Source organism: Roseovarius aestuariivivens (genome assembly GCF_004761875.1).
Classification (GTDB): Bacteria; Pseudomonadota; Alphaproteobacteria; order Rhodobacterales; family Rhodobacteraceae; genus Roseovarius; species Roseovarius aestuariivivens.
The window spans coordinates 337283-362622 of record NZ_SJEY01000002.1 but is presented as its reverse complement, the minus strand read 5'-3'; the positions used below and the strand labels follow the sequence as shown (position 1 = coordinate 362622).

At 56.3% G+C, this 25340-nt stretch carries 22 protein-coding genes; 14 read left to right on the top strand and 8 right to left on the bottom strand.

The window, feature by feature from the left end; translation table 11 throughout:
* Window positions 1–131: 131 nt before the first annotated feature.
* Window positions 132–1277 (top strand): iron-containing alcohol dehydrogenase, encoded by a 1146-nt coding sequence (locus EZV60_RS05145; RefSeq protein ID WP_135502820.1) that lies wholly within the window; start codon window positions 132–134, stop codon window positions 1275–1277.
* A 46-nt stretch (window positions 1278–1323) separates the two neighbouring features.
* Here the strand turns inward: EZV60_RS05145 and EZV60_RS05140 are convergent, their stop codons facing one another.
* The 3 genes from EZV60_RS05140 to EZV60_RS05130 form a co-directional block, all read right to left on the bottom strand.
* On the bottom strand, window positions 1324–1665 hold the full coding sequence (locus tag EZV60_RS05140; RefSeq protein ID WP_135502818.1) for a DUF2853 family protein: 342 nt from the start codon (window positions 1663–1665) through the stop codon (window positions 1324–1326).
* 279 nt (window positions 1666–1944) lie between these two features.
* Window positions 1945–3333, bottom strand: coding sequence for an adenosylhomocysteinase (gene ahcY, locus EZV60_RS05135; RefSeq protein ID WP_135502815.1), 1389 nt, complete (start codon window positions 3331–3333; stop codon window positions 1945–1947).
* A gap of 89 nt (window positions 3334–3422) precedes the next feature.
* Window positions 3423–3743, bottom strand: a complete 321-nt coding sequence (locus tag EZV60_RS05130) for a hypothetical protein (protein WP_135502813.1) — start codon at window positions 3741–3743, stop codon at window positions 3423–3425.
* Window positions 3744–4464: 721 nt separating this feature from the next.
* On the opposite strand from EZV60_RS05130, the gene EZV60_RS05125 reads away from it, so the two are divergent.
* Window positions 4465–5058 carry an HD domain-containing protein gene (locus tag EZV60_RS05125; RefSeq protein ID WP_135502812.1) on the top strand — a complete coding sequence of 198 codons (594 nt, stop codon included), beginning with the start codon at window positions 4465–4467 and terminating at the stop codon, window positions 5056–5058.
* A gap of 58 nt (window positions 5059–5116) precedes the next feature.
* Here EZV60_RS05125 and EZV60_RS05120 read toward each other — a convergent pair whose 3' ends face one another.
* Both EZV60_RS05120 and EZV60_RS05115 read right to left on the bottom strand, forming a co-directional pair.
* Window positions 5117–5668 (bottom strand): ActR/PrrA/RegA family redox response regulator transcription factor, encoded by a 552-nt coding sequence (locus EZV60_RS05120; RefSeq protein WP_135502810.1) that lies wholly within the window; start codon window positions 5666–5668, stop codon window positions 5117–5119.
* Window positions 5669–5769: 101 nt separating this feature from the next.
* Window positions 5770–6390: an SCO family protein gene (locus tag EZV60_RS05115; protein ID WP_135502808.1), complete on the bottom strand. Its 621-nt coding sequence runs from the start codon at window positions 6388–6390 to the stop codon at window positions 5770–5772.
* An 88-nt stretch (window positions 6391–6478) separates the two neighbouring features.
* On the opposite strand from EZV60_RS05115, the gene regB reads away from it, so the two are divergent.
* From regB to hslU, 11 genes are all read left to right on the top strand, one after another.
* Window positions 6479–7873 carry a sensor histidine kinase RegB gene (gene regB / locus EZV60_RS05110; protein ID WP_135502806.1) on the top strand — a complete coding sequence of 465 codons (1395 nt, stop codon included), beginning with the start codon at window positions 6479–6481 and terminating at the stop codon, window positions 7871–7873.
* Between the two features lie 79 nt (window positions 7874–7952).
* On the top strand, window positions 7953–9467 hold the full coding sequence (locus tag EZV60_RS05105) for a PAS-domain containing protein (RefSeq protein WP_135502804.1): 1515 nt from the start codon (window positions 7953–7955) through the stop codon (window positions 9465–9467).
* 53 nt (window positions 9468–9520) lie between these two features.
* Window positions 9521–9997: a tRNA (adenosine(37)-N6)-threonylcarbamoyltransferase complex ATPase subunit type 1 TsaE gene (gene tsaE, locus EZV60_RS05100; protein WP_135502802.1), complete on the top strand. Its 477-nt coding sequence runs from the start codon at window positions 9521–9523 to the stop codon at window positions 9995–9997.
* Complete coding sequence (locus EZV60_RS05095; RefSeq protein ID WP_135502800.1) at window positions 9990–11015, top strand: aminoglycoside phosphotransferase family protein; 1026 nt, start codon at window positions 9990–9992, stop codon at window positions 11013–11015. Before tsaE ends, EZV60_RS05095 begins: the two co-directional genes overlap by 8 nt.
* Entirely contained in the window at window positions 10991–11683 is a 693-nt protein-coding gene (locus EZV60_RS05090) for a nucleotidyltransferase family protein (protein ID WP_135502798.1), read from the top strand. Before EZV60_RS05095 ends, EZV60_RS05090 begins: the two co-directional genes overlap by 25 nt.
* Complete coding sequence (gene addB / locus EZV60_RS05085; RefSeq protein ID WP_135502796.1) at window positions 11676–14615, top strand: double-strand break repair protein AddB; 2940 nt, start codon at window positions 11676–11678, stop codon at window positions 14613–14615. Before EZV60_RS05090 ends, addB begins: the two co-directional genes overlap by 8 nt.
* Window positions 14615–17974, top strand: coding sequence for a double-strand break repair helicase AddA (gene addA / locus EZV60_RS05080; RefSeq protein WP_135502794.1), 3360 nt, complete (start codon window positions 14615–14617; stop codon window positions 17972–17974). Before addB ends, addA begins: the two co-directional genes overlap by 1 nt.
* A 55-nt stretch (window positions 17975–18029) precedes the next feature.
* Window positions 18030–18350, top strand: coding sequence for a thioredoxin (trxA, locus tag EZV60_RS05075; protein ID WP_135502792.1), 321 nt, complete (start codon window positions 18030–18032; stop codon window positions 18348–18350).
* A 131-nt stretch (window positions 18351–18481) separates the two neighbouring features.
* Complete coding sequence (hslV, locus tag EZV60_RS05070) at window positions 18482–19039, top strand: ATP-dependent protease subunit HslV (RefSeq protein ID WP_135502790.1); 558 nt, start codon at window positions 18482–18484, stop codon at window positions 19037–19039.
* Complete coding sequence (locus tag EZV60_RS05065) at window positions 19036–20097, top strand: hypothetical protein (protein WP_135502788.1); 1062 nt, start codon at window positions 19036–19038, stop codon at window positions 20095–20097. The genes hslV and EZV60_RS05065 overlap by 4 nt, the downstream gene beginning before the upstream one ends.
* Entirely contained in the window at window positions 20094–21401 is a 1308-nt protein-coding gene (hslU, locus tag EZV60_RS05060) for an ATP-dependent protease ATPase subunit HslU (RefSeq protein ID WP_135502786.1), read from the top strand. Before EZV60_RS05065 ends, hslU begins: the two co-directional genes overlap by 4 nt.
* On the opposite strand, the gene EZV60_RS05055 is transcribed toward hslU, so the two are convergent.
* Complete coding sequence (locus EZV60_RS05055) at window positions 21398–22447, bottom strand: HWE histidine kinase domain-containing protein (RefSeq protein WP_135502784.1); 1050 nt, start codon at window positions 22445–22447, stop codon at window positions 21398–21400. The two genes, hslU and EZV60_RS05055, sit on opposite strands and share 4 nt — an antisense overlap.
* 121 nt (window positions 22448–22568) lie before the next feature.
* Here EZV60_RS05055 and EZV60_RS05050 point away from each other — a divergent pair, with 121 nt between their 5' ends.
* Window positions 22569–23792, top strand: a complete 1224-nt coding sequence (locus EZV60_RS05050) for an MFS transporter (RefSeq protein WP_135502782.1) — start codon at window positions 22569–22571, stop codon at window positions 23790–23792.
* Here the strand turns inward: EZV60_RS05050 and EZV60_RS05045 are convergent.
* Complete coding sequence (locus EZV60_RS05045; protein WP_135502780.1) at window positions 23775–24362, bottom strand: Smr/MutS family protein; 588 nt, start codon at window positions 24360–24362, stop codon at window positions 23775–23777. The genes EZV60_RS05050 and EZV60_RS05045 overlap by 18 nt on opposite strands.
* Complete coding sequence (gene mltA, locus EZV60_RS05040; protein WP_245306214.1) at window positions 24359–25336, bottom strand: murein transglycosylase A; 978 nt, start codon at window positions 25334–25336, stop codon at window positions 24359–24361. The genes EZV60_RS05045 and mltA overlap by 4 nt, the downstream gene beginning before the upstream one ends.
* Window positions 25337–25340 lie beyond the last annotated feature (4 nt).

Below are 25340 nucleotides of genomic sequence, written 5' to 3'. Positions count from 1 at the left end.
CAGTAGGTTAGCCCAACATCCTGCACGGAGCGAGGGTGATCATTGATCTTGCCACATTGGGCGAGTGCGTTGCCCGGCGATGGCAAACGTGCCACAGGTGATAGAGCAGAGTGATGGAAGGGAACCACCCTATGACCTTGATTGGCAACTGGTCTTACCCGACAAACATCCGCTTTGGCACCGGTCGAATCTCAGAACTGGCCGAGTCGTGTCATGCGATCGGGATATCGCGCCCTTTGCTTGTGACGGACCGAGGTTTAGCAGCCCTGCCTCTGACCAGCAGGATTCTCAATCTCTTAGAAGCAGGCGGGCTTGGACGTGCCTGTTTTTCTGATGTCGACCCTAACCCGAACGAGCTCAACCTCTTGGCAGGTATCGAGGCCTATCATGCCAGTGGACACGATGGTGTGGTGGCCCTGGGCGGCGGCTCCGGACTCGATCTGGGAAAGACGGTGGCGTTTATGCAGGGTCAATCCCGGCCTGTTTGGGATTTTGAGGATATCGGCGATTACTGGACCCGTGCCAATGCCGACCGGATTGCGCCGATTATCGCGGTTCCGACGACCGCCGGCACCGGGTCCGAGGTTGGACGGGCCTCCGTTCTCACGAACTCCAAAACACACAGCAAAAAAATTATTTTTCACCCGAAGATCTTGCCATCAATCGTGATCTGCGATCCTGAATTGACCATCGGAATGCCACCCGCAATCACGGCAGGCACCGGTCTGGACGCTTTTGCACATTGCGTCGAAGCATTTTCCTCACCGAATTACCATCCCATGAGCCAAGGGATCGCCCTGGAGGGCATGCGATTGGTCAAAGAGTACCTGCCCAGAGCCTTCGCAGATGGAAGCGATCTAGAAGCCCGCGCGCACATGATGAGCGCGGCCGCCATGGGAGCCACCGCTTTCCAGAAAGGCTTGGGTGCTATTCACGCGATGAGCCATCCGATCGGAGCAAGATTTGGAACGCATCACGGGACTACGAACGCGGTTTGCATGCCGAGCGTTCTCGCTTTGAACGCACCCGCAATATCTAAGAAATTCGAGACTGTTTCCGACTATCTCGGGATCAAAGGGGGGTTTGAGGGCTTTTGCGAATTCGTCCAGACACTTAACGATAGTCTGGGCATTCCACGTCACCTTGCCGATCTTGGCGTTACGGAAGCAGCGATCCCCGGTCTCGTTCAGGATGCGCTCTCGGATCCTTCCTGCAACGGAAATCCGGTGCAGCTCAATCCGGAAAACCTTGCCTTGCTTTTCCGATCGGCCATGTAAAACGCCCGCGATTGGCGAGCGTTTTCAGGTTTTCGGTAAAGCGTGATCAGCTATAGACCGACTCTTTGCCAAAATGCTTAACCAACATGTAGTAGATCACGGCGCGATACTTATTGCGCTCTGACCGGCCGTACGTTTCGATAACCTGGTTGATCGCATCCATCAGCTGCGGTCCATCTGCAAGCCCAAGCTTTTTCACAAGGAAATTGTCCTTAACGGTTTCAAGCTCGTGCTCCTGACCAGCGGCAACGGTCGACGCGTCCGCGTTATAAATCGACGGACCACAGCCGATCGTGACCTTGGTCAAAAGGTCCATATCCGGCTGCATGCCACACTTAGTTTTCAGATCTTCAGCGTATTTCGCGATCAGCTCGTCTCGGCGTCCCATAATCTTCTCCCACCTGTCCCGGCGCGTGGCCGGCCATTGATTACGATGCATGGCCTTCTTGGCGCAAGGGCAACGTTAACGGCACTGCCATACCCCTCAAAGGGAAAATTCACCTACGGCTTCCCCTCTGTGGACAAGGCCCTTCCACTGTTACGTGGAAGGCGCAGTACTGAAATGGAAAACCAAGCCGAACTTGGAAATTCATTGACGGCATAGATGAACACGAAAAAGCTCGAGCACTGTGACCCGGGCCTTTAGGTTTCTTCGGGTAAATTTGCTTTAGTAGCGGTAGTGCTCCGGCTTGAAAGGGCCTTCGGGCTTAACGCCGATGTAATCGGCTTGCTCCGGCTTCAGCTCGGTCAGCTTTACGCCAATCCGATCGAGGTGCAGACGGGCCACTTTTTCATCGAGGTGCTTGGGCAGAATGTAAACCTCGTTCTTATACTGGTCACCTCGCTGCCACAGCTCGATCTGCGCCAATACCTGGTTGGTGAAGCTCGCCGACATCACAAAGGATGGGTGGCCTGTCGCATTGCCAAGGTTCAACAAGCGTCCTTCAGACAACAGAATGATGCGATTGCCCGAAGGCATCTCGATCATGTCCACCTGTTCTTTAATGTTGGTCCACTTGTGGTTCTTCAGGTTGGCAACCTGAATTTCATTGTCGAAGTGGCCGATATTACCAACAATCGCCATATCCTTCATCTCGCGCATGTGCTCGATGCGGATCACGTCTTTATTGCCGGTGGTTGTCACAAAGATGTCGGCCGTGGCGACCACATCTTCCAGGGTCGTCACTTGAAATCCATCCATCGCCGCCTGAAGCGCACAGATCGGGTCGACCTCTGTCACAATGACGCGCGCACCTGCACCTTTAAGAGAAGCTGCAGAGCCTTTGCCCACATCGCCATAACCGAGAACCACAGCGACCTTGCCTGCCATCATCGTGTCGGTGGCGCGGCGGATGCCGTCGACCAACGACTCCTTGCAACCGTATTTGTTATCGAACTTTGACTTGGTGACGCTGTCGTTCACGTTGATCGCAGGAAAGGGAAGCTGTCCATCCCGGACCAGCTGATAGAGGCGGTTCACACCGGTTGTGGTCTCTTCGCTGACGCCCTTGATCTGGTCGCGAATTTTGGTGAACCAGCCAGGGCTTGCGTCCATGCGCTTCTTTATCTGCGCTTTGATAACCTCTTCCTCTTCCGACTGCGGGACGGGAATAATGTCTTCGCCTGCCTCGGCACGTGCACCCAGAAGCACATAGAGCGTCGCATCGCCACCATCGTCGAGGATCATGTTCGGGCCGTCTTTGAAGAGAAAGGATTTATCCAGATAATCCCAATGCTCTTTCAAGGTTTGTCCCTTTACCGCGAAAACAGGCGTTCCACCCGCTGCGATCGCCGCCGCCGCATGGTCCTGGGTAGAAAAGATATTGCACGATGCCCACCGAACATCCGCGCCAAGAGCGTTGAGCGTTTCAATCAGTACGGCCGTTTGAATCGTCATGTGCAAGGAGCCGACGATCCGCGCGCCCTTCAGTGGCTGGCTTTCGCCGTATTCCTCGCGCAGCGCCATGAGGCCTGGCATTTCCGTTTCTGCAATATCAAGCTCTTTGCGCCCGTATGCCGCGAGGTCGATATTCTTGACCACATAATCCTTCGCCATCATCCGCTCCTTGCGATGCATTGTTGCGCAGGCAAATAGCATTCGGATGTCAACAGGGCAACGCGCGAATACGCCAGTCTCCAAAGGGTTTAGCTGGCCTGCCCCGACACAGGCGTCAAAGGATCAGCAAATTGCCAATTAGTCCCTGTCGCGAGTACGCAAGACACGCCTTCCGGCGAAGTCAACATCACCGTAAAGGTACCTGTTTCTTTCGAGGCCCAAACCTCGACCAAGGCTTGACCTTCGTTCCTGGCCTGAAGCCCACTTCCCGCATGCATTTCGGCGTAATGATCCTGCAAACGATCAACAATTTGGGACCGTTCTGCGCAGGCTGGGCTTTCAGCCCAAACAGGCACCGTCCACATGACCGCGAAAAAGGCTGCCAAAGCTCTCAGAACATGCTTCGCCAAAGCAAGCTCCTTTCATCGTTTTATCGGGACCGCGTGGTTTGAACGGGACCTCGGTTGTTTTTCTCATTGCGATGAACACGACCCGGAAGCTGCTCTTGTTTTGCCTCTGTGTCCTGGATCGCGGGCAGCAAATGCGCAACTTGGTCATCCTGTGACGCAAATATGGCAAGAATGAGGCAGCGCTGCGATAGTACAAGCCGACAAGCTATCCGGTAAATTTGCTCTCCGGCATCTATCGGAATTGTATCGTGAGGCCAGTTCGTCTTAGCGTCGAAGCTTAGGTTGATGTGACACCTAATGGTCGACATCGGCGCTTTGATCCTTACCCACTGAAACCTGCGGATCATATTTTTCTATTCAGTGTCGATGCCTTGTCGCTGGCAGAACAGTGCACTTTCAAGCGTTGCACATTAACTCCAGAGAACGCGCCAATAACTGCCGTTCGCGCTTGTTCCAACGCAACATCGGCGTCGTACGCCTGTGTAGGCTTCGCCAATAAGATCACCGCTACAACCAGTCTCGCGAAACCCGTCAGGTAAACACTGACGCCAACTTTCGCCATTTCTGCGGTGGGCCTACGCCGCGATCCCAGCGCGTTCAATATGCTGACCAGAAGCTTGACTGTTTGGGTTACCCTACCTTCGGCGTCACACCAGGGAGATTTTGCAATTTGCTTTATGCGACCTTAAGGAAAGCTAGCTTTAGCCCAAGGAGGTTCCGCATGCCCTCACCTCGTGCCTGGCAAAAGATGCTTTCCGGACGCCGCCTCGATCTATTGGATCCGACACCGGTCGACATCGAGATCGAAGATATTGCGCATGGGCTGTCCTTTGTTGCGCGCTGGAATGGGCAGACTCGGGGCGACTACGCCTATTCCGTCGCTGAACACTCACTTCTTGTTGAAACACTCTTTTCTCGTCTAACTGCGCGGGCAGAGCCGAAATGGCAACTCGCGGCCTTACTGCACGATGCGCCAGAATACGTCATAGGGGATATGATCTCGCCGGTTAAAGCCGCGGTCGGGCCAGGCTACGACGAACTCGACAAACGCTTGTCCGCAGCCGTCCATTTGCGTTTCGGTCTTCCTGCAACACTTCCGGCAAACGTAAAAAGAATGATCAAAAAGGCAGACAAAATCAGCGCTTGGTTCGAGGCAACGCGCATTGCCGGATTCTCTGAAGCGGAGGCGAACCGTTTTTTCGGCGCGCCCGATCCCAGCCTTATGGATGGTCTCGACATCGTTCTGCGGCCACCTCTTGAGACGCGCGGCGACTATATCGCGCGTCACGTAGAATTGCTGGATAAGATCGATTGATCTTTAAATCCTTCAGTCAAAGTGTGTACCCGCCGACGTCAGAACGGCGGCACTAAAATCAACGTGGTGATCGCTTCGCCAAGATACGCTGTAACGTTCGTCGGTGCATATTCAATCGTCGAGCCGTCTCGGACACGTTCCGGTCGCAAAGCTCGTAAACTCTTTGAATGTGTTCCCATCTAACGCGGTCCGCGCTCATCGGGTTTTCCGGTGGCGGGGGCATCTCATCCGTGCTCGCAAGCAGCGCATTTGTGATATCCGTCGCGTCGGCAGGTTTCGAAAGATAATCCGTCGCTCCGATCTTGACCGCAGCAACAGCTGTCGCGATGGCGCCATAACCTGTGAGAACAACGATCCGGCTATCGGGTCGTTTTTCACGGATCACTTCCACGACATCGAGGCCGTTTCCGTCTTCCAGTCTCAGGTCGCAGACGGCAAAAGCGGGCGGCCGCGCGGTTGCGATTGCTTGGCCTGCGGCAACAGAACCCGCGGTTTCGACATCGAAGCCACGCTTTTCCATCGCCTTGGCTAGGCGGCGCAAGAACGGCTCGTCATCATCGACAAGCAATAACGATCGGTCTTCGCCGATCTCCTGATGGTCGGACGCCATGCGTTACTCCTCCTGCCGCTTGGTTCGGTTTATGTAGCCCGGTCAGGGAGATGCGTCAAACCATCGCAGTTTAAAAAGCCCGAGATGACAATCGCTGCCGATTAACGGGAATCCAGGAAGCATTGCACACTTTCGGCCAATGCTTCGGCCGTCGTATCGCGGCGAAAGAATTCGACAAATCCATGCTCCGGCAGGGTGAGATACGTAAATGTGGAATGATCCACGAGGTAATACTCATCCCCGGTATCGCGCTTGCTGAAATAGGTTCGATAAGCCTGACTGGCGGTCTTTACCTGTTCAAGACTTCCGGTCAGACCCAGGAGCCTTGGATGGATGTTGTCGGTAAACTCCGCCAGAACTTCAGGCGTATCACGTTCGGGATCGATCGATATGAATACCGGTTTTACGATCTCGCCGCGCTCGGCCAAGATATCGACTGCTGCCACATTACGCACAGTGTCGAGCGGGCAGACATCCGGGCAGAACGTATAGCCGAAATACAGCAAGGCCGGCTGATCAATCACATCCTTCTCGGTCACGGTTTCACCGGTCTCGCTGACAAGCGTAAAATCACCGCCGATCTGTCCGGCGCCGCCTGCAACTGCCCCAGTGCGACATTCCGCAAATCTGTCACGGTCGCCGTCTGATCTTGTGAAAAAAAAGGTCACGCCGATCAGGCCGATCAAAGCTAGGCCGGAAATCAATGCGATCGTGCGCGTCATGGAGACCTGCATCCTTCTGGGCAATGGAACATCAATGTGCAACATGTAGACGTGTCGGCCCGCCGGAAAAAGAGGGACAGCACGCCGCATGAGCGATCCACAGATCACATTGCGCGAGACGGGGCGCACCCGTAACTGGATCCGTTTGCGCACGCTTGTGTTGCTGCGGTGGTGGGCTATCGCCGGTCAGCTTGTGACCCTGATCGTGGCGCAACAGGTTCTCAATCTCTCGCTTGAGACAGGTCTTTGCTATCTCACAGTCGGGGTCTCGGTCATCACCAATGTGATCGCCACCTTTATTTACCCTGAGAATAAACGCCTGTCCGAAGCCGAGACATTGCTCATAGTTCTTTTTGACATGCTGCAACTCGGACTGTTGTTGTATCTCACCGGCGGCTTGCACAATCCGTTCTCGATCCTGATCGTCGGGCCCGTCACCGTTTCCGCGGCCGCTCTCGGGACGCGCTCGTCGATTTTTCTTGGCCTAATGGCGATTTTGATCACGTCGATCCTTACACGATCTTACCTACCTCTTCGGACCGAGACAGGGGATGTCCTTCGCATGCCCGACCTGTTCTTGTTCGGAAACTGGTGTGCCATCGTGATCGCCATTCTCTTTCTTGGCGTCTACTCCCGTCGGTTGGTCTCTGAAGTACACGCAATGTCCGAGGCACTTCAGGCCACACAGATGGCATTGGCGCGCGAGCAAAAACTTACTGATCTCGGTGGCGTGGTGGCGGCGGCGGCGCATGAACTTGGAACACCTCTCGCGACGATCAAGCTTACCAGTTCCGAATTGGCTGAGGATCTCGCAGATCACGCGGATCTACGCGAAGATGCATTGCTGATCCGAGCCCAAGCGGACAGGTGCCGTGACATCCTGAGGTCGATGGGACGTGCCGGAAAGGATGATCTGCATCTGCGCCGCGCGCCCCTTATCGCGGTGGTTGAAGAAGCTGCAGAGCCGCATCGCGACCGTGGAAAAGAAATCATTTTCGACAGTGGCGACGATCCCGGCTTTTTAGGTAATCAACCAACCATTCTGCGACGACCCGAAGTCATTCACGGACTTCGCAATCTCATTCAGAACGCGGTGGATTTCGCCCATAAGAAAGTCTGGATCGAGTGCACCTGGTCCGAAATGCAAATCAGCGTGCGCATCATGGACGACGGGCGCGGTTACCCGCCCAGCTTGCTGGGTCGTATCGGAGAACCCTTTATGCGTCACCGTAGTGCCCGCAACGGTGCCCAGCGCCCCGAGTACGAAGGTATGGGCTTGGGTCTTTTCATTGCGAAGACTCTGTTGGAGCGCTCCGGCGCCGATCTGAGCTTCGCAAACGGTTCCGAATCCTTCGATGGGCAGGAAAGCTTTTTCGAAAGAACCGGCGCAGTTGTGGAAGTTACATGGCCGCGTGAGCGAATCGAGGAGACAGGCGCCGGGGACCGGCAGGCTCTTGGCGTAAACGAGTTAATCGGGACTTAGGCGCGCCCCGAGGTTAACCCGTCGTTAACTAAAGCAAGTAAAAGCTTGTGGCACCGTTCCACTATCACGGGCGCTCGCCATGACCGATCTCGGACTCACCGATCTCATCTTGCTGTCCGTCGTGTGTTTCACGATCGCTCTTTGCGTGATCTGGCTACTCGATCTTCTGTTTCAAAGACGCATCAGTGCCGAAAGTCCACACGATAGCACCGCAAACGAAGCCCATTTCCTGATCAAAGACGACGTAATCCACGATCACGATCTTCCCATCAGAAGACTTACGGGCGGACCCGAGTCAACGCCCGAAAGCTGGCAGGATCTGCGGTCGTGGCTTGGAGAACGGTTTGGCGCTTTGCCAGAAACGCTTGCCGGGATCACAGGAAACAAAACTGAAACCTTTGCGGCAACTGATCCGCAGGACTCCGCAGTGCTCCGCCTCAGTAATACCCGAGATGTTCATCGTGTCATTCTGACCGATCCCGCCGTCCCTGATCCACTTGCCCGCCATCGCGCCAGAAAACTCGACAAGGCACATACACGTTTTCTTGCCGTCGTAGATAACATGCCCTGCGCCGCTGCGATGCTCGATTCAGACAAGCGGATCAGTTGGAAAAACGCCCGGTTCGCCCAATTTTCTGAAGACGACATTCAGTGTCTTTTGCAGGCTTTAGAAAGACTGCCGACCGAGGATCGCTTTGTGCTTCCGGCTCGGGATTCCGATACGGCAAGACACGTACAACTTACTTTTCTACCCAACGGTCCCAGCAGCGTTCTTTACGTGAATGATGTTTCCGAAGTCGCACAGGCCGAGATCGTTCGGCGTGAATTCGTTCAAACGCTCACGAAAACCTTTGCAAACTTGACGACTGGTCTGGCCGTGTTCGACCGGCACCGGCAGCTTGCACTATTCAATCCGGCTCTGCTCGATCTTACCGGCCTGCCAGCAGCGTTTCTTTCCGGACAACCACCGCTCACGCAATTCTTTGACCGGCTGCGTGACAACAAGATGCTTCCAGAACCGCGAAACTACGGGACTTGGCGCAATCAGATCGATGACATGATCACCTCGGCAGCCGACGGTCTTTACCACGAAGACTGGCATCTTGTGAACGGACTGATTTACCGCGTGACAGGTCGGCCACATCCAGACGGTGCGATTGCGTTTCTGTTCGAGGACATCTCGGACGAGGTCGCGATGGCGCGTCAGATTCGCATCCAGCTTGATGTAAGGCAAGCAACACTGGATACACTGGACAAGTCTATCGCCGTTATCGGCGCGGACAGGTCGATCCTGTTTTGCAATCGACCCTGTTGCGATCTTCTGGCGATAGATCCGGACGCAAGCTTTGCCAACATGGCGCTCATGGAGTTTCTCTCAGCCTGCGAGGAAAGACTTCCCCAAGAAGATTTTTGGGGCACTGTCGAGCAGACAATCGCAGAGCGCAAAACAATGGAAGCAGATCTTCGAACACCGGATGGAACCGCATTGCGTTGCCGCGTCGTGCGCATGCCCGGAAAGAAAATGAAGATCTCTTTCATCCCGCATCTAGAAATTGCACCAAAGCTTTCAACCGAGGCAGGCCTGACCGTCTGAACCATGCGAAGCTTGGCGGTTGCGGGCGGATCGCGGGCGTGTAGTGTGGCCGCATGCCCGGCCCCAATCAAACGATCAATCTGCCATCACCCGATGCCACAACGCGCTTTGCCCGGCGCCTTGCACCGCGTCTTTTGCCGGGCGATACGCTGCTTCTGATAGGTCCCGTTGGCGCTGGCAAAACGCACTTCGCGCGAAGCCTGATCCAGGCCCTCCTCGATGAGCCAGAGGACGTCCCTTCCCCCACTTTCACCCTTGTGCAAACATATCGTGGCCGCACTGCCGAGATCTGGCACGCGGATCTCTATCGGCTAAGCGAGAGTTCCGAAATTGTCGAACTTGGTCTGACCGAAGCTTTCGAAAGTGCGATATGCCTGATCGAGTGGCCGGAAAAGCTGGGCAATTTCGCCCCTCCGGATGCTCTTTGCCTGACGTTCGGATCCGGCAGATCAGAAGACGCGCGGAAGCTATTACTGTCATGGAGAAATGGTGACTGGCTGGACAGGATCGGAGGCGTACTTAATGGCTGAACGCGACGCGCGACTTGAAAGTTTTTTGAAGTCCGCCGGCTGGGCGGACGCCTTGCGCGCGATGCTTGCTGGTGATGCCTCGAACCGTCGCTACTTGCGGCTCATCCGGCCAAGCACGGCGGAACGCGCAGTCCTGATGGATGCGCCACCGGCCAGGGGTGAAGATGTGCGGCCCTTTATCCGCATCGCCGAGTATCTCTGCGATCTTGGTTTAAGTGCTCCGCGGATATACGCGCGCGATACAGAAAATGGCTTTCTGCTACTCGAAGATTTGGGGGATGCACTCTTCGCTCGCGTGGTCGAAAGGCACGTCGAGATGGAAAACACTCTCTATTCAACCGCAACCGACCTTTTGGCGGAGTTGCATTGTGGTGTCCCACCAGACCATCTCCAGCCTTATTCCCCGCCTTTGACAGCAGAATTGGCGGCGCTCGCGTTTGACTGGTATGCGCCTATTGATGCTGCAACGAATATTGCGGAGTTGCGCCGCGCGCTAATCGAAGAAATAAGCGCCGCACTCGACGCGAATGCACCAGAGTGTGACGTGCTGATACAACGTGACTATCACGCCGAAAACCTGCTTTGGCTTCCAGAACGAAGCGGGATTGCACGGGTGGGTCTACTTGATTTCCAAGACGCCGTGCTGGGCCACAGAGCTTACGATCTGGTTTCCCTACTGCAAGACGCCCGCCGCGACGTGCCTCCAGAAATCGAGGCACTCATGATGGCGCGCTACATTGAGGCGAGCGGGCAAGATGCCCAAGGTTTCACCCTGGCCTACGCCACGCTTGGTGCCCAGCGTAATCTGCGCATTCTCGGTGTCTTCGCCCGACTGTGCCTGCGCGACGGCAAGGCACATTACGTTGATCTCATTCCGCGCGTCTGGAGTTTGCTGCAACGAAATCTGACACATCCGGCGCTCGCAAACCTTCGCTCGGTATGCGCTGCTCTGCCACTGCCCAACGACACGCATCTATCAAAGCTGAAATCGAAATGCGCAACCGTCCCGACACTGTAATGCTTTTTGCCGCCGGTTTCGGGACACGGATGCGCAAACTCACGGCTGACCGTCCCAAACCGTTGGTCGACGTCGCCGGTCGCGCCCTTATAGATTTTGCACTGGATCAAATCCGCGACTTCGGTGCGTCGACGGTCGTGGCGAACCTGCACTATCTGCCGGATCAGATCATCGCTCATCTCGATGGTCAGGATGTTCTCTTTTCCCATGAGAAACCCGATATTCTTGATACGGGAGGCGGCCTTCGCCACGCACGAACCCTGCTTGGACCCGGGCCTGTATTTACAATGAACTCGGATGCGGTCTGGAACGGTCCAAATCCGTTGCTGCAGCTGGCTGAAGTCTGGGATCCTGACCTTATGGATGCCCTTTTGCTTTGTATTCCGCCGCAGCAAGCCATCGGTCACACTGGCAAGGGCGACTTCCTGATCGACATAAATGGGCGTATCGCACGTGGCCCGGGGCTGATCTATTCCGGGCTTCAGATCCTGAAAACAGACGATCTCGACTCTATCGACGCAAAGTGTTTTTCACTTAACGTTCTTTGGGATCGAATGCTTACCCAAGATCGCCTTTTTGGGCTTACTTATGACGGGCTGTGGTGTGATGTCGGCACGCCAAAAGGAATAGAAAAGGCCGAAGCAATGCTTCGAGAAGCCGATGTTTGAACCCACGGAAGGACCTCGGGTATTCGGCGTACCGCTTGGCGCCGACTTCCCTTTGGCACTGGTCGACGGATTGCGCGCGGAATATGCCGACAAAGCCCCAGATGCGCTTGCCCGGGTCCACCTGATCGTCAACACCCGCCGGATGGCTCGCAGAGTTCGCGCGTTGTTCGATGCCGGTCCGCCATGTCTTTTGCCCCGGATCAGCCTTGTTACCGATTTCGGAGAGCTCGGCGCGTTGGCTCAGATCCCGGACGCGATCTCACCATTGCGGCGGCGTCTTGAACTGGTCCAGCTGGTCGCCGGCCTTCTAGAGGCTCAGCCCGATCTTGCCCCTCGCAGCGCGCTTTATGATCTGGCGGACAGCCTTGCAGGTCTGATGGACGAGATGCATGGCGAAGGTGTCCATCCGGACCAGATCTCGAGCATCGATACCGGGGATCAATCGGGGCACTGGGACAGGATCAAATCCTTCTTGGGCATTATCAGACCCTTTTTCGACAGCAGTCAGGAAGAGCCGGACGTCGAGACCCGACAACGGATGGTGATCGAATATCACGCGCGTCTCTGGGCCAAGAATCCTCCCTCCGATCCTGTGATTGTCGCCGGGTCGACAGGATCGCGCGGTGCAACGCGGTTGTTGATGGAGCAAGTGTCGATGCTTCCCAATGGCGCAGTTGTGCTGCCCGGTTTCGACTTCGATCAATCTCAAGAAATTTGGAATGCGATTCATGGCGCTCGCAAATCGGAAGAGCATCCGCAGTTCCGCTTCGCTGATTTCATGGCGGGTCTCGGAGCTAGTGCAAAAGACGTGCGCCCTTGGCCGAACGCGCATCCGAGAAATCCTGAACGCAATAGGCTCATCTCCCTTGCTCTTCGACCTGCACCGGTCACAGATCAATGGCTTCTTGAAGGTCCGTCACTCGCTTCTGCAATCGAGCCGGCGACGCGTGATATGACCTTGGTGGAAGCGCCCAATTCCCGGATGGAAGCTTTGGCCATTGCCATGCGCCTGCGCCAGGCAGCGGAGGATGGCCAAACCGCTGCATTGATCACGCCTGACCGGATGCTCACTCGGCAGGTGACGGCAGCACTCGATCGATGGGGGATCGTTCCGGATGACAGCGCAGGCATGCCGCTTCACCAATCCGCACCCGGTCGCTTTCTACGTCACATCGCGGACCTCTTCCGCGCAAAACTAAGCGTCGAGCTTCTCTTGACACTGCTCAAACACCCGCTGACCCACAGCGGAGTGGGAAGGGGGCCGCATCTGCGCTTCACCAGAGAGCTGGAGCTTTTCCTGCGTCGGCATGGTCCGCCGTACCCGACCGCAGAAACATTTACCAAGTGGGCAGCGGGCCAAGACGACATGACAGCCCAACGCTGGGCCGATTGGATCACTACGCATATCTGCAATAGACATGATCCCGGCACACAAAGCCTTGATCGCCGTCTGGAAGAACACATGCGCTTGGCCGAAGCATTGTCGGCCGGGGCGGGCGAAGCCGGATCAGGCGAATTGTGGAAAGAAGAAGCAGGCCGCGTTGCGTTCGACTGTGTCTCGAATTTGAGAACCCATGCAGCAGCTTGTCATCCGCTTAACGCGGTCGATTATTCAAGCCTGTTTCACGCAGTCCTGTCACGCGAAACCGTGCGCCGGACAGAAAGCGCGCATCCGGGAATCCTGATCTGGGGAACACTCGAAGCACGGGTTCAAGGCGCAGATCTTTTGATCCTGGCAGGTCTGAACGAGGGAGCCTGGCCGGAAATACCCGCACAGGATCCGTGGCTCAACCGCGCCATGCGCAAGCAAGCGGGTCTCCTGCTGCCCGAGCGACGTATCGGCCTTGCCGCGCATGACTTCCAACAGGCAGCTTGTGCCGGGGAACTTTGGCTCACCCGGGCAGTCAAATCCGAAGATGCGCCGACCGTTCCGTCGCGTTGGATTAATCGCCTTCAAAACCTTCTTTGTGGTTTACCTGATCAAGGCGGCAAAGCCGCGTTTGAAGGCATGTTAAAGCGCGGTGGGCACTGGATATCTCTTGCCGCGGCACTCGAAACGCCGGAAGCGGCCAGCCCAGCGCATCGCCCTGCGCCTTGTCCCCCGATAAATGCACGCCCGCGAGAACTTCCCGTGACGGCCATAAAGCACCTTATTCGAGATCCCTATGCAATTTATGCACGTTATGTTCTCGGTTTGCGCCGCCTTAACCCGGTGATGCAGCAACCTGATCCTCTCTTACGTGGCGTGACCCTGCACACCGTCTTGGAAAAGTTCGTCAAAGATACCCTGACCGATCCAAGTGATTTGTCCGTCAGGCATCTTTTGCATGTCACGCAAACGGTTCTGCGCGAAGAACTGCCCTGGGAGGAAACCAGAGCACTTTGGTTCGGAAGAATGCAGCGCGCCGCAGACTCGTTCATAGCATCAGAGATCGGAAGGCAAGCAGTCGCGCAGCCAACCGAGTTCGAGGCCAAGTCGCGCGCTCGTCTCTCGTCCAGCGACTTCACCCTGACGGCCAAGGCTGACCGGATCGACATCGACCAACATGGGGCGCTTTACATTTATGATTACAAGACCGGGGATCCTCCGACCAAAAACGCACAGAAATACTTCGATAAGCAGCTTCTTCTCGAGGCGGCCCTTGCGGAACGATCGGGCTTTGGACGGCTCGATCAATGTCCGGTAGAGAAAGCGATTTTCGTTAGCCTCGGCAGCAACTTCAAACAGGTCTGTGCGCCGCTTGACGAACATCCGCCGCAGACCGTCTGGGCAGAGCTGGAAACACTTATTTCTGCCTACTTTGAGACTGATCGCGGGTATCCATCGCGGCGCGCGATGTTCAAATCCGACGACAAGGGCGAGTATGACCACCTTGCCCGTTTCGGCGAGTGGGATATTGGCGACGATCCTGTGCCGGAGGACGTGGGATAATGCGTGATGACGCAACACAACGCCAAGTCGACGCGTCCAGCCCAGGACGTTCAACTTGGCTGTCGGCCAATGCAGGGTCGGGCAAGACGAAAGTCCTGACCGATCGGGTCGCGCGACTGCTCCTGTCGGGAACTGATCCCCAGAATATTCTTTGCCTTACTTTCACTAAGGCCGCCGCGAATGAGATGCAGAACCGCCTGTTCAAAAGGCTAGGTGAATGGGCAATGCTGCCGGACAGTGGTCTGTTGAAGGAGCTGGAAGAGCTTGGTGTAGAGCAGGCACTATCGCCTGATTTGCTCGCTGAAGCGCGCCGGCTGTTTGCGATCGCGATCGAGACCCCGGGTGGTCTTAAAATACAGACGATCCATTCGTTCTGTTCGTCACTGCTCAGGCGTTTTCCGCTTGAGGCCGGCGTCAGCCCTCAGTTCCGCGAAATGGAAGAACGCGCCACGGCCCTGATGCGTGCGGACGTGATCGAGGATATCGCCACACGGGATCACGCACAGGTTCTCTATGACTTGGCCGCGCTTGTGACGGATCAAGACCTGTCAAAGATCTCTGCCGAGATCGTGAGACATCGAGAGGCCTTCGCTCATCCCTTGTCGGATGAAGAGCTGAGCCTGATGTTCGGGATCGCGCCCGACTTCAATTCTGAAAAGCTTCTTTCGGAATGCGTTCAGGGCGATGAGATGGATATCTTGGCGTCCTTGTTGCCACACATGCGGCAAGGCGGAACAACTGACCAGAACCATGCCGAACGACTGGTCCGACTTGACCGGATAGACCTCAACGCCATTCCGGAACTGGAGAGTATTTTTCTTTATCAAAGCGGTCAAAACCCGTTTTCGGCAAGAATAGGCAAGTTTCCAACCCAGAAAGTTCAAAAGACGGTTCCAGACCTGATGCCAAGGGTAGAGGCTTGGATGCGTCGCATCGAAGATGCTCGGGAAAAGCGACTCGCTCTGACTGCTCGACAGAATACGCGTGTCCTGCACGCATTCGCTCGCGCGTTTCTCTCGGTTTATGACCGCATGAAACTTACCAGCGGCTTGCTGGATTTCGACGACCTAATTCTGAAGGCCCGCGATTTGTTGACCGATCGCAAGGTCGCAGACTGGATCCTTTTCAAATTGGATGGCGGGATTGACCACATCCTTGTTGACGAGGCGCAGGACACCAGCCCGGCACAGTGGCAATTGATCGAGAAACTCAGTCAGGAGTTCACCAGCGGTGAAGGCGCGCGCTCCGGAATAGAGCGTACGATTTTTGTCGTCGGAGATAAGAAGCAGTCGATCTATTCCTTCCAGGGCGCAGATCCGGACGGTTTCGACCGGATGAGAAAACTTTTCGCCGATCGGATAGAGGCATCAGGCCCCCCGCTTCAGGACATGGAAATGGAGTTTTCCTTTCGATCGGCGCAAACGATCCTTACACTGGTCGATCAGACATTTGGCCCTTACGCGCAAAGCGGTTTCACGCAGAAAGAGGCTCACAAAGCATTCAAATCGAAGATGCCCGGGCGCGTCGATCTTTGGCCATTGGTAGAAAAGGAGCAATCCCCGGACCTGCCGCCATGGGATCAGCCGATCGACATCCGCGTGCCGGGGAATCCCGCTTCGATTTTGGCAAACCGGGTCGCAGATGCGGTCACCGACATGATAGCCAAGAGTCATCTCCCCGATAAGTCTGGACAGTCCGGCCGTCGTGTTCGTGCTGGTGATATCCTCGTATTGGTCCAGCGGCGAGGTCCGGTTTTTCATGAGATAATTCGCGCCTGCAAAACCGCCGGGCTTCCGGTTGCAGGTGCGGACCGTCTTCGTGTCGGCGCGGAACTGGCCGTTCGCGATTTGCGCGCGCTCTTGGCGTTTCTTGATACGCCAGAAGACGATCTTTCGCTTGCAACCGCTCTGCGATCCCCACTTTTCAGCTGGAGCGAAGCCCAGATTTTCGATCTCGCCCACGCAAGAGAGAAACGTTACCTCTGGGCCGAAATGCGCCGCCGCGAAGCAGATTTTCAAGATACCTTTTCTGAACTCCAGGCATTGCGTAAAGCTGCGGATTTCCTGCGTCCCTACGACATGATTGAGCGCATCCTGACGCGGCATCACGGCCGACACCGTCTTTTATCCCGTTTGGGGCCCGAGGCAGAAGACGGCATCGACGCGCTTTTGTCTCAGGCCATGACGTATGAACAGCAGGCCGTCGACAGTCTGACCGGGTTCCTTGTTTGGATGGAAACCGACGAGCTGGAGATAAAACGTCAAACCGATAGTGCCGGCGACCAGATTCGAGTGATGACCGCTCACGGCGCCAAGGGGCTGGAATCACCTATCGTGATTCTGCCGGATTGCGCGAAGCGACAGTTCCGGCAAGAGCAGAAGCTCGCCCGCACCGACGACACTGTGATTTGGCGCGCAACCGACAAAGAACGGCCAGCGCTCCAACGGCGCCTCGACGAAAGACAGCGGGATCACGAACAGGCCGAAAGGGATCGACTTCTTTATGTCGCGATGACGCGCGCCGAACAGTGGCTGATCGTGGCCGCGGCGGGCGAACTGAGCAAAGAGGATCGCGACTGGTATGGGATGGTGAGGGCGGGCATGCTCGAATTGAATGCCACAACCTGTCCGTTTGACGGTGGTGAGGGTTTACGCCTTCAAGATGGAAACTGGGATGTATCAGAAACGATTCTTCAACAAGCTCAGCCAAAAGAACGCGTAGAACTACCGGAATACTTCAATAAAAACGCAAAACCAGCGCGCCAAGCCAACGAAACCCTTTCGCCTTCCGATCTAGGTGGATCGGACGCCTTGGCCGGCGGGCAGGGCCTTGACGAAGAGTCTGCAAAGCGGCGCGGCCGCCAGATCCACCGTCTGCTGGAGTTTCTGCCTCAGGTCCCGGTAGCTCTCTGGACCGAAACCGCCGATGACTTATTGTCCAAGGGTCCCGATGCGGCGACCTCGCAAGAAGTGCCCCTGCTTCTGGCGGAAGTGGAAAAGGTGCTAAACAAACCCTCTCTGCAAAAACTTTTTGCCGCCGATGCTTTGGCGGAGGTTCCCGTAACGGCAGATTTGCCCGAACTTGGTCAAAGGCGGATACATGGACAGATAGACAGACTCTTGATCGCAGCAGACCGTGTGTTGGCCGTAGATTTCAAGACGCACGCCACTATCCCCGAGAGCGTTGACGATTGTCCCGAAAGCATTTTGCGACAGATGGGAGCCTATGCAAGCGCACTATCCCGGGTATATCCCGATAGACGGATCGAAACAGCAGTCCTTTGGACCCGCAATGCAGAACTGATGAGCCTACCGCACGATCTGGTGATGCGGGCCCTCGCCAGGGCCGAGGTCGCTTGACGCCCCGGATCAGGCTCCATACGTTTCGTGCGAACTCAATCTCAGGAGAAGCAACATGGCTACCGTCGCCGTAACCGACGCCACGTTCGATAGCGAAGTGAAGAATTCCGATATTCCCGTCGTCGTAGATTTCTGGGCTGAATGGTGTGGCCCGTGCAAACAGATTGGCCCGGCATTGGAAGAGCTGTCGTCCGAAATGGACGGCAAGGTCAAGATCGTGAAGGTGAACGTCGATGAAAATCCCGATTCACCGTCTCAGCTCGGCGTACGTGGTATTCCCGCTCTCTTCCTGTTCAAAGATGGTCAGGTGATTGCCAACAAGACAGGTGCCGCACCCAAGGCGGCGCTGCAAAGCTGGATCGAATCTTCGATCTAATAGTCTGCAAAATCTGGAATTGGGGCCGCCTAGGTGCGGCCCCTTTTATTCGCGCAACTTCCGCTTTGATGTCCAAGACCTTGCGTGCCTCCGCCGGCCCTTCCATATAGAACCTAGCCAAAGGAGATGACATGACCGACGAATTTCCCGGCTGGCATGGGACCACCATCATCGGCGTCCGCAAGGATGGTGAGGTGGTTGTCGCCGGCGACGGGCAGGTGAGCCTGGGACAAACGGTTCTTAAGGGTACTGCCCGCAAGGTGCGTCGCCTAAGTCCGGGCGGCTACGACGTGGTCGCGGGATTTGCCGGATCGACGGCAGATGCGTTCACCCTGCTGGAGAGGCTCGAGAAAAAACTTGAGGCCACACCTGGTCAGCTGCAACGCGCCTGTGTCGACCTGGCCAAGGATTGGCGAACTGACAAATACCTTCAAAAACTCGAGGCGATGCTAATCGTCACCGATGGGGCCGAGCTTTACGTTATTACGGGCGCCGGCGACGTTCTGGAACCCGAGCATGACGTGACCGCCATCGGCTCGGGTGGCAATTTCGCCCTTGCCGCAGCACGCGGCATGATGGACACAGGAAAATCCGCCGAGGAAGTTGCCCGCGCGGCCATGGCCATCGCAGCTGATATCTGCGTCTACACAAACGGCAATCTGACCGTCGAGAAAATCTCCAAGTCATGATCACTGACGACGACCTGCGCGCAGCCACCGCTGCGGGCATCATTGACGAGGCGCAGGCGGCCCGCTTGGGCGCACTTGCCCATCAAAGAGCTGGCCGTCTTGCCCGCGGCTTGCCGGAGGACGAACCTTTCGAGCTTTTCCGTGGTTTCGCGGAGATCTTCGTTTCGCTTGGTCTGATACTGCTTATCAGCAGCGCAGTGACTTTTGCTACGGCCATTGGTGGGGTCCTTGGGATTACTCTGGGGTTGGCGGGGCTGTGTTGGTTTGCAGGGCTCTATTTCACCTTGAATCGACGTATGACGCTTCCATCCATCGTTCTCGCAACTGGATATGCGATTGGCATTGGTGGGTTTTTCAGCTGGATCCTGACCACGTCTGACATGTCGCATACTGGTCCGCCGGTTATAGCGTTCGGTCTGCTCGGGATCGCGGCGATGCTGCTGCACTTTCGAACTTTCCGGGTACCTTTCTCGATGTTTCTTGCCGGTCTTTTCGGCCTGTCCGTGGTCTTCGGCTTTACTGTCGATACCGATGTCTTCGCCATCTTCACCGGCAATTGGAACGCGCTTTTCGATCTGCGCCAAGGCAACAGCTTTGCAGTAGCAACCCTGGTTTTTGGTGTTCTGGCCTTTTGCGCGGGCCTTTGGTTCGATCTGCAGGATCCACACCGTGTCGGTCGACTGGCTCGCTCCGCCTTCTGGCTGCACCTTTTGGCCGCACCTGCGCTGGTCAACACCGTCATGATGACCGCGTACAACTTCGACGGCGTGGCGGGCACTATCCTGACCGTTGCCGGGCTAAGCCTCGTCACCGTTTTCGCGCTGATTATCGACCGCCGGTCTTTCCTGACAGCCGGTCTCGGATATCTTGCCGCCGTCATCTTCGGCTTTCTTGAGCAAGGCGACGGCGACCTGTCCATCCCGACACTGATGCTTGTTCTGGGCGCGATCATCACCTATCTCGGCACTTTCTGGACCAGCCTTCGCGTGCGTCTGATGCGCATGTTGCCTGATTTTCCCGGCAAGTCTCGCTTGCCCCCTTATTCGGAGAATTCATGACAGACCTCACACCCCGCGAAATCGTGTCCGAACTGGACCGCTACATCATTGGCCAAAAAGACGCCAAGCGGGCGACCGCCGTGGCGCTGCGCAACCGCTGGCGGCGCAAACAACTGCCCGATGATCTTCGCGAAGAGGTTTATCCCAAGAACATCCTGATGATCGGGCCAACCGGTGTGGGCAAAACAGAGATAAGCCGCCGACTTGCCAAACTGGCACGTGCGCCATTCATCAAGGTAGAGGCGACCAAGTTCACAGAGGTCGGATATGTCGGGCGTGACGTGGAACAGATCGTTCGAGACCTTGTGGATACCGCTATCGCACAAACTCGCGAATGGATGCGGGAGGATGTGAAAGCGCGAGCGCATCAACAAGCTGAAGATCGCGTGATCGCGGCAATCGCCGGCGAGGACGCACGTGAGGGCACGCGAGAGATGTTCCGCAAAAAACTGAAGGCGGGCGAACTGGACGATACGATCATCGAACTCGACGTTGCGGATACATCCAGTCCGATGGGCATGATGGATATTCCTGGTCAGCCCGGAGGCCAGATGGGCATGATGAACCTGGGCGATATCTTCGGTAAGGCCTTCGGCGGTCGCACCACCCGCAAGCGTCTGACCGTCGCGGAAAGCTACGAAATCCTTATCAGCGAAGAGGCCGATAAACTTCTGGACGACGAAACCGTTCACAGAACAGCACTCGAGTCCGTGGAACAAAATGGGATCGTGTTTCTCGACGAGATCGACAAGGTCTGCGCCCGATCGGACGCGCGCGGCGGTGACGTAAGCCGCGAAGGCGTACAGCGTGATCTCTTGCCCTTGATCGAAGGCACAACTGTGTCCACCAAATACGGGGCGGTGAAAACCGACCATATCCTGTTTATCGCTTCCGGCGCGTTTCACATCGCCAAGCCTTCCGATCTTCTACCGGAACTTCAGGGCCGCCTTCCCATTCGGGTCGAGCTCCGGGCGCTGACCGAAGAAGATTTCGTAAGAATCCTGACCGAAACGGACAATGCCCTCACCCGGCAATACACCGCTCTCATGGGCACCGAAGAAGTCACTGTCAATTTCACGGAAGACGGCATCGCCGCCCTTGCCAAGATTGCCGCAGAGGTCAATCGCTCTGTGGAAAATATCGGCGCCAGGCGCCTTTATACAGTTATGGAACGCGTCTTCGAAGAGCTGAGTTTCGCCGCCCCGGACCGCGCGGGTGACACCGTGATCGTGGATGCCGCCTTCGTCGACGCCAATCTCGGCGAACTCATGAAATCGTCAGACCTGTCGCGCTACGTTCTTTAGGACTGAGTGATCTGGCTCAATGGGATGGTGAACTCCGCGACAAGGCCGTTCGGCGCGTAGTCCATGGCCACCTCCGCCTGCAACGACATTCGGGTCAAGCCCGTGACAACTTGGGAACCATACCCCTCACGCGTGGGCGCCACGACAGTGGGTCCATCGATTTCCCGCCACGACAGGTGCAGATTGCCGTCGTCCTGGTGATCAAGTTGCCAGGTGACTTCGACCCTGCCCTTTTCATTCGATAACGCGCCGTATTTGGCCGCATTGGTAAGCAACTCATGCGCGACCATTGCCAGAATCTGGGCGGCATCCTGTGAAAGATTCACTTGGGGTCCATCGAAAGCGATTCTGTTGACATGATCGGCGAAGGGTTCGACTTGCTGTGTGAAGACATCTTGCAGGCTTGAATGGCTCCGACCTTGCGCATCGACGGTGTACATATTGCGTGACAAGGCGTTCAGTCGCGAAACAAGCTTTTCGGGAAACGCCTCGGGATCGCTATGCCGGCTCAACTGCCGTGCGATTCCGGAGATAACCGTAATCACGTTCTTGCCACGATGCCGCAACTCTCCGATCAGTGTTTCAGAAAGGGCCTGGGCACGCTTCTCCGTCGTGATGTCTATAACCGCGAACACAGCTTTGTCAGGTTTGGCCTCATCGCCCTCACCCTGAAACCAAATCTTCTTTCGCACGCGGATCCACGCGATGCTGCCATCCGAAGGTCGGATCACTCGATGTGACGCATCGAACGTATTGATGTCCATTGGATCAAGAAGCTCTGTCACAAGCCGTTCGACGTTGCCGCGATCCTCCGGATGGATTCGGTCGTGAAGAATCTCTCGCGTCACTTCGGTTGACGCCGGCAAATCGAACATTCGGGCCGCCAGTTGATCAAGCTTCACGGTATTCGTCACATAATCAACGGATCCCAAGCCGACCTTCGCAACGTGCAGTCCAACCTGCATTTCCTCGGGCGTGAGGTGATCGTAACTTGTTACTTCTGTATCCTTCACTTGACGCCTGCCCGTTAGAAATTCGTCAAGCATAATTTACAGGTGTTTCCCTACAGCTTCAACCAACTAGGCCCGAACCAACCCAAAACCGCAGGGAAACGCCGGGGGTGAATTTCCGTCTTTTCTTTCCCGTGAATTCACGCGACCAAAGCGCATGAAAACTATCGATTTCCTCCGGTCGAACGCTCCATGGCTTGCGGCCGGTGCACTGTTGATGTTTCTGTCAAGCTTTGGTCAAACCTTCTTCATTTCGATTTTCGCAGGACAGATACGGGAAACCTTCGGCCTGTCGCACGGGGCGTGGGGCGGTATCTACACCCTGGGTACATCGACCTCAGCGCTGATAATGATCTGGGCCGGCGGATTAACCGATCGTTTCCGGGTACGAGCCTTAGCTCCCGTAATTCTGATATTGCTGGCGACGGCCTGTATTTGCATGGCGATCAACCCGGTCTGGTGGGGACTGATCCTTGTGATTTTTGCATTGCGCTTCGCCGGTCAGGGAATGTCGAGCCATATTGCCATGGTTGGTATGTCACGATGGTTCATCGCGACACGCGGCAAGGCGCTGTCTGTGGCAACGCTTGGGTTTTCGGTTGGTGAGGCGGTTCTGCCTTTGATCTTCGTGTCGCTCTTGGCGATCCATGATTGGCGGCTGCTTTGGGCGTTTGCGGCTTTCGTCGCACTTGCTGGAATTCCGGTACTCCTCGTTCTGCTTCGTCAAGAACGCACTCCGCAATCCATGGCCGATCAAGATCAGGTCGCGGGCATGCTCACAAGGCATTGGACACGCTCTGAAGCCATCAGGCATTGGCTATTCTGGTTCATGGTCCCGGCCCTTCTGGGACCTTCCGCTTTCAACACGGCGTTCTTTTTTCACCAGGTGCATTTCGCAACGATCAAATCGATCACTCATGTTGAGCTCGTAGCCATGTTCCCGCTTTACACAGCGCTCAGCATTCTTGCCATGATCCTGTCAGGTTGGGCACTTGATCGACTTGGAACGGCACGGCTCATGCCGTTCCTCCTTTTGCCGATGATCGCCGCCTTCCTGCTGTTCGCCTTTGCGAACGGGACGGCCGCCTTGCTTCTGGGCTTCGCTTTCCTTGCGCTGACGACCGGCGCGAACACAACGTTGCCCAGCGCGTTTTGGGCAGAGTTCTACGGCACCGCGCGGCTCGGGTCGATCAAGGCGATGGCCGCCGCCGTCATGGTTCTCGGCTCGGCCATAGGGCCCGGAATCACGGGATTGGGGATCGACCTTGGGCTTGGTCTGGAACGGCAATACGTCCTCGTGGCCGTTTACTTTGCCTTCGCCAGTTTTGCGATGACGCTGGGCATTATCCGCGCCCGACCGCTTTTATCGGCTGCGCCGTAAATACACATAGTATGCACCGCCGCCACCATGCCTTTGATGCGCCGGTGCGATCTGCAAAACGGCCTGAGACAGGGGCGGGCGCGACAGCCAGTCCGGAACGGCATGCCGTAAGATCCCGTGCCGCACGGGAATCGGGCCACCGTCATCGGTATGCTTGCCCTTTCCAGTAATAACCAGGACAAGCCGCTTGCCTTCCGCCTGGGCCCGCAGAATGAAGCCCGTAAGAACCGGTTGCGCGCGAGCCAAGGTCATCCCATGAAGATCGATCCGCCCCTCTGGTACTATTTTGCCCTTTTTGAGACGGGTATGCACTTTCTTGTCCATCGCCACGGGTTGAAGGGCGAGCCGCTCTGTCAGCCCCGGCAAAACGTCGGACTTCACGGTAGGACCGTCACGCTTTTCTCCTATATCGAAAGCGGGCAAGGCGTTTTTCACGGGTTCTTTTCGTGCCGCTCCGCGCGCCACTGTGCTCTGCATGTCAACGGGGCGTTCCGGCTTGCGCCGTTCCATCGTGCGGGCAACCTTGTTCCATAGCGCCTGTTCTTCCGGCGTCAGGCGCCGACGGCTCACAGGTCCGGCTCCGTCGCAACCGCATAGGCGCGCTGGATTGGCAGCAAAACTACCAAACGGCCCGGATCCCGAAGGCGACCCGCCTTTCGGCCCGCCTGATCCCCGGTACCGATGAAAATATCTGCGCGTTGGGCGCCTTTAATCGCAGAGCCTGTGTCTTGCGCGATCATCAGGCGTCTCATTGGTCCGGCGCCCTCTTTTTCGATCCAGACCGGTGCGCCAAGTGGCACAAAGTCAGGATCGATCGCCACAGTCCGGCCCGCTGTGATCGAGCGATTCATCGCGCCAAGTGGGCCAAGTTCTGCCGGAACAGAGCCGATTTTGCGAAAGAACACATAAGAGGGATTGTGCCACAACAGCTCTTGTCCCTCGATCGGATTGCGGCGCACCCAGTTCTTGATAACCTGTGCAGATACCTGATGCAGGCTATAGATACCGCGGCGCACGAGCTCTGCACCGATTGATCGGTATTCATGACCGTTCGAGCCACCGTACCCCAATCGCAAGACATTTCCGTCGGGAAGACGAATTCGCCCTGATCCCTGGATTTGGAGGAAGAAAAGCTCGACCGGATCATCTACCCATGCAATTTCATGTCCGCGCATGAAGTCGCCGGTTTCAATCTCTCGCCGCGTATACCAAGGGTTTGCCAATTTGGCTGCGCGAGGTTCGCGGTAAACCGGAAATCGAAACCGAGAGGTGGGTTGCAGCGCACCGTCCAGCTCCGGCTCGAAATATCCGGTGAAAAGTGCTGGCCTGCCATCTTCGATAAGCACAGGCCGAAAAAACAATTCAAAAAATCCACGTGGATCAGGGTCTTGATCCGCAAGCGCGCAAAGCGCGCGCCAGTCGGGGTCATTCAGATCACGGCATGTCATAAGAAACGCGTCGAGCGCGGCGCCGTGGTCGTCTTTCGTCCAGCCCCTGAGATCAGAGAATTCTAGTACGGTGTGTGTGGCTTCGTCCTCGGCCATGGCA